The sequence below is a fragment of the Serratia sp. A07 genome, assembly GCF_058725505.1.
The window spans coordinates 1-4,764 of sequence record NZ_JBZXDO010000085.1; the positions used below are offsets into that span (position 1 = coordinate 1).

At 50.1% G+C, this 4,764-nt stretch carries 7 protein-coding genes; 4 read left to right on the top strand and 3 right to left on the bottom strand.

The window, feature by feature from the left end; all coding sequences use genetic code 11:
* On the top strand, positions 1–681 hold a 681-nt coding region (locus AC4PR2_RS27485; RefSeq protein WP_492175851.1), incomplete at its 5' end, for a DinB/UmuC family translesion DNA polymerase.
* 110 nt (positions 682–791) lie between these two features.
* On the opposite strand, the gene AC4PR2_RS27490 is transcribed toward AC4PR2_RS27485, so the two are convergent.
* The gene (locus AC4PR2_RS27490; protein ID WP_492175852.1) at positions 792–1,082 is read right to left on the bottom strand and encodes a molecular chaperone; all 291 of its coding nucleotides are present in this window, start codon (positions 1,080–1,082) and stop codon (positions 792–794) included.
* Positions 1,083–1,134: 52 nt separating this feature from the next.
* Entirely contained in the window at positions 1,135–1,821 is a 687-nt protein-coding gene (locus tag AC4PR2_RS27495) for a ParA family protein (RefSeq protein WP_492175853.1), read from the bottom strand.
* Between the two features lie 391 nt (positions 1,822–2,212).
* Here AC4PR2_RS27495 and relB point away from each other — a divergent pair, with 391 nt between their 5' ends.
* The 3 genes from relB (at position 2,213) to AC4PR2_RS27510 (ending at position 3,368) form a co-directional block, all read left to right on the top strand.
* Positions 2,213–2,662, top strand: coding sequence for a type II toxin-antitoxin system RelB family antitoxin (gene relB / locus AC4PR2_RS27500; protein ID WP_492175854.1), 450 nt, complete (start codon positions 2,213–2,215; stop codon positions 2,660–2,662).
* Positions 2,659–2,946 (top strand): type II toxin-antitoxin system RelE/ParE family toxin, encoded by a 288-nt coding sequence (locus tag AC4PR2_RS27505; protein ID WP_492175855.1) that lies wholly within the window; start codon positions 2,659–2,661, stop codon positions 2,944–2,946. The genes relB and AC4PR2_RS27505 overlap by 4 nt, the downstream gene beginning before the upstream one ends.
* Positions 2,947–3,041: 95 nt before the next feature.
* Positions 3,042–3,368 (top strand): hypothetical protein, encoded by a 327-nt coding sequence (locus AC4PR2_RS27510; RefSeq protein ID WP_492175856.1) that lies wholly within the window; start codon positions 3,042–3,044, stop codon positions 3,366–3,368.
* Between the two features lie 10 nt (positions 3,369–3,378).
* Here the strand turns inward: AC4PR2_RS27510 and AC4PR2_RS27515 are convergent, their stop codons facing one another.
* A complete protein-coding gene (locus AC4PR2_RS27515; RefSeq protein WP_492175857.1) occupies positions 3,379–4,587 on the bottom strand; it encodes an IS256 family transposase in 1,209 nt (402 codons plus the stop codon).
* Positions 4,588–4,764: the final 177 nt, after the last annotated feature.

Below are 4,764 nucleotides of genomic sequence, written 5' to 3' on the forward strand. Positions count from 1 at the left end.
GGCGTCACTACCGCGCTGCAGCTGGCCGACATGCCGCCTCCGATGGTGCGCAAGCAGTTCTCGGTGGTACTCGAACGCACCGTGCGTGAGCTGAACGGCATTCCCTGCCTGGGTCTGGAGGAATTTGCGGCCCCCAAGGAGCAAATCGTCTGCTCGCGCTCGTTCGGAGAGAAACCTTCCGACCGTGAGAGTCTGCACCAGGCAGTCTGCTCGCACGCCGAACGCGCGGCAGAAAAGCTGCGCGGCGAACACCAGTTCTGCAGCCGGGTATCAGTGTTTGTCAGCACCAGCCCGTTCGCCGCCAATGAAACCTACTATGGCAACCAGGCCACGACAACGCTGACGACGCCAACGCAGGACAGCCGCGATATCATCAAGGCGGCCGTCAGGGCGCTGGATGCAGTGTTTATCGCCGGTCACCGCTACCAGAAGTGTGGTGTGATGCTCAGCAACTTTCACAGTGAGCGGGTGGCGCAGTTCGGGCTGTTCGATGAAGCTCCGCCGCGCAAGAACAGCGAGCAGCTGATGCAGCTGCTCGACTCGCTGAACCACAGCGGCAAGGGCAAGGTGTGGTTTGCGGGACAAGGTATCCCCGACAAACCCGAGGGCTGGAAGATGAAACGCGGGATGCTGTCACCCGCATGGACAACTCGCTGGAAAGATCTTCCTATTTCTCATTAAAAAAAGCGCAGTCATCCATGGTTTTTTTTGTACTCTGCATAGGACTTTTATGGTGAAAAAGGTACAAAAAAAATATTTTAAGTGTGTTATTTAAATACACTTAATGTACATTATTTTTTATCAAAAGCCCCATCACGGGCAAGTTTTTCTCTAAACGCCTCAAGAATATAAGGGGTCATGAGCAGGCTGGTAATGTTGTTGCTTTTCAGTTGTTCATACGCTTGCCAGAGATCTTCTGGGATTTGGAGGTTTTTGGGTTTACGACCTACCTTAACTTTCTTCTGTTGCTCTCTTACTGATTCAGCATTCTGGCTCGTTGCCGTTTTTGATGTGCTCTCCTGCAAAGGAGCATTTTTAGAAACATTAGCCAGACGGGAAAACATGTCTTTTTTAGATGTCATTTAAATACCTTTATTGTGTTTAAAGTGTACATATAATATACTATTAAAGTATTTACTTTGTCTGCTCTAATGCTGTGCGGATATCAAGGAAAAGTGAGCGCATCGCATTACCTACCCTACCGTGCCTGGTTGTTATATGTTCAACTACACCCAACCCTTCGCCAAATTTTGCGGGAACCGCTTTGTCGAGTGGGATAGCCGTATCCAGACGAACCAGATTGTTAAACTGGCTGAGGTAATTATCGATATCTTTAAAATTTGTCCGCGAGGGGTGAACCTTGTTTAGTAATACATGGGCGGTTTTGTTCACACCCATCTCTGTTGATATTTCCTTAAGAACCAAGCTGAACTCCTGCAAGCCCAATATATCAGAAGGGTCATCATTAACCGGCGACAGAATCAAATCAGCGGCGGCCACTGCTGTACGTGTCAGTGCCGAATCGAAGCCTCCGCAGTCAATCAGAACACTTTTCCCCTGTTCCCTTGCTTCAAGTAAGTCACTTATGAATTGATCAACACTACCACCTGATTTAGATGTCAGTCGTATAACGTTCCAGCGTTTGTGTTCTTCCCTGAACTGATTGAATGTACTTACTGCTGGCGTGTCATCTGTATCGTAAAAGTTATCAGGCTGGATCTCAGGGGCAATATTCATACTGATAGTTGATTTCCCAGTACCACCTTTCTTAATTGCAACTGCAATTATTTTACCTGCGTATGTTTTTTGTTCTTTTTCCATACTAAACAAATCCTCATTAAGTGTGTTTTATGTACATTATGAGTGCATCATAGATGTTTCGATGTAGTGTTGCAATAATACCTCTGAAAATATACTCGAAATGTACACTTTAATTGAATGCCGCAAAGCGGCATGAAGGCGCCAGCCGCCGCTAAAAAGTACACCTTCAGGAGAGGGGCGCCGGTAGCCCGGCGAAGCCGGTTCGGTTTTGGGGTTTTACGCCGGAACCCTCGAAAATTTTGTCACGTCTGTCACTTTCCAATGTAGGGCGTGTAATGTGGCGTTATGGTAAACACAGGCGCCTTATTTCTGTTGCTTGTTGTGCGATTTATTGTAGTTTGCAATACTGATATCTATCAGTCGCAATGCATCATTTATCGAGGTCACTTTTATGTCAGCAGAAACCATCGATCACACGACATTATCCCGCCTGGTTGAAGCCGGTGCCGTTCGGGGGGCACATATCGTCGGTCAGCCTGGTGGTTGGGCCATCATGGTACGATACGGTATGCTGGAGCGCCCACTGGCTGCCCAGCGCAGTCGCAATGTGCGACTTTTCCGCCGTTTTGAAACGCTGGTGTCGTATCTGAAGGACATCGGTATAGCGCGGTTCGATGTGGATTCATCGAACTATACCCCCGACGCCATCAATACGGCCCGGCGGCCCGATCGCGCCGAAGCTTTGAAACGGGCGCATGAAGCTGCCGCCTATGACGTATGGTTCCGCGAACAGGTTCAGACCAGCATTGACGATCCTCGCCCTGACATTCCGCATGACGCTGTGGAAGCCAAATTTGTGGCAAAACGTGAAGCCTTACGCAAGCGTATGGGGAACAGATGAAAATTGTCTGGCGACCAATGGCAGAGGCTGACCGGGAAAATATCTTTGATTACATTGCCCTGGATAACCCTCAAGCGGCACTTGATCTGGATGAAGCTTTCAAAACCAAAGTCGAAATTGCCGCTCGGAACCCGAAGCTTTACAAAGTCGGTCGTATGCGCGGTACGCGTGAAATCGTTGTACGCCCGAACTATCTGATGGTTTTCCATATTGACGATGAAAACGATACTTTGGTTGTTCTGCGAGTGCTTCATGCTGCTCAGCAATGGCCATCAATTAAGTGACAAACGTGACAAAATTTTCGAGGGTTCCGGCGTAAAACCCCAATACTCAGCCTGTTGCCGATTTTATCAAGGGAGAGACGGCGGCCGGTGCGAATTTGTCGACCAAAACGGCAGACTATCTGCGGGATATGCAGAAGGTCAGCACCAACCAGTTGGTCAAGGTGTTTGATCCGAAGCAGAAAGAAAGTAAGCTGAATGTGTTTGGTAAGCAGTTCGAACAGGTGCTGGGCGAGGGTGGGGGCAATAAGACGGGGACGACGAAAGTCTTTGCGGCAGAGAAGCTGTCTGAGCAGGAGATTATCAACTATGCACAATCATTGGCAGGCACTGCAGCGCTGAAGAGGTTGGATACACCATTAGGGATTGTTTACTATGCGAACAGTAGCACGCCTGCGGCGGACCCTGTACACGATTCTGTGTAACTGCCTTTTCTCAGAAGTGACCGTCCAGGCGGTCACCGAACTCGATAATAAAGCGGCTCATTGCCATGCGCCAGTCCCTCAGCGGCATGGTCCATTTTTGCGAGGCCGCCTGGATCGCCAGCCACACGACCTTTTTCACTGAGTCATCCGTTGGAAACACCTTTCGCTTTTTGATCGCGTGTCTGATCACGCTGTTTAGCGACTCTATGGCGTTGGTCGTATAGATCACCTTGCGGATGTCTGTTGGGTACGCGAAGAACGTGGCCAGGTTGGCCCAGTTCGCCTGCCAGCTACGGCTTATCTGCGGATAACGGCTGTCCCAGGCACTGGAGAACGCTTCCAGCGCCTGCAAACCGGCTTCTTCCGTGGTGGCCTGATAGATGGCTTTAAGGTCACGGGTGACGGCTTTGTAGTCCTTCCAGGAGACGAACCGCAAGCTGTTTCGCACCATGTGCACGATGCACAACTGGATACGGGCCTGCGGATATACCGCGTTGATGGCGTCCGGGAAGCCTTTCAGGCCGTCAACGCAGGCGATGAGAATGTCGGTCAGACCGCGATTCTTCAGCTCTGTCAGTACGTTAAGCCAGAACTTGGCACCTTCATTTTCGGCCAGCCACATACCCAGCAACTCTTTCTGGCCTTCGATATTGATACCCAGTGCCAGGAACACGGATTTGTTGATGACGCGACTGTCTTGCCGAACTTTAAGGACGATACAGTCAAGGTAAACAATGGGATAGACTGCATCCAGCGGCCGATTTTGCCATTCGACAACCTGCTCAATGACGGCATCGGTGACCTTTGAGACCAGCGCCGGCGAGACATCGGCGTCATAGAGCTCTTTAAACGCGGCGGCGATCTCGCGGGTGGTCATTCCTTTGGCGTACAGCGATAAAATCTGGTTGTCCATGCCCGTGATCCGGGTCTGGTACTTCCTCACCAGTTGAGGTTCGAAGGAACCCTCACGATCGCGGGGCGTACGCAACTCCAGCGGGCCATCGCCAGTGATAACGGTCTTTTGGGTGTAGCCATTGCGGGCGTTGGTCGTCGGTTTCGGCTGATTTTTATCGTAGCCAAGGTGATGGGTCATTTCAGCATTGAGCGCTGCCTCGACGCTGATTTTCTTTAGCAGGCGATCGAACTGATTGAGATCCTCAGGGTTTTTGAGATTTTTGGCCAGTTCGTTAGCCAGAGCCTGCAACTGTTTTTCGTCCATAAATTAACCTGTTTTTGATGTTGGGTTGAACATATCAAAATCAGGCAATTACACAAATCTATGTACAGGCTCCTGCGGCGTGAGCTCGTCTGCTGCGCAGCGAAGTACTTTCCCCCTTCATCGCCACGACTTATACTTTCCCTGCTTTCTTACCTAAAAACTCATATCAATCGGATA